The organism is Oligella sp. HMSC09E12, assembly GCF_001808505.1.
GTDB lineage: Bacteria > Pseudomonadota > Gammaproteobacteria > Burkholderiales > Burkholderiaceae_B > Oligella > Oligella urethralis.
Map to the genome: position 1 here is coordinate 51566 of NZ_KV793571.1, position 294 is coordinate 51859.

At 52.7% G+C, this 294-nt stretch carries 1 pseudogene; it reads right to left on the minus strand.

Annotation, left to right across the window (positions count from 1 at the left end):
* Positions 1–294 (minus strand): annotated as a pseudogene (locus HMPREF3179_RS05055) (YadA-like family protein); the annotation flags it as partial.

A 294-nucleotide genomic window follows, 5' to 3' on the forward strand; every position in this document is an offset into this window, starting at 1 on the left:
CGTTCGCACTGACCGTGGACACCCCAATCGCCATACCGGACTCACCGCGCCATACACCACCAGCAATCGCCACCATGCTCTTACCCGGCAAATAGGCTTGAGGTAAACCAGCTGCCGCCATCGCAGCTGCAACACCAGCATTCGCACGGTTATTGTTACGGTGGATATCGTCTCGATTGGTGTCAATCTGTTGCTGTAACTTATTATTTACAGCTGACAATTGCTGAGCGTTAACCGCATCCGTACTAGCAACGCCTGGGGCAACGTTAGTAATGCGGTTACCACCCATATCCA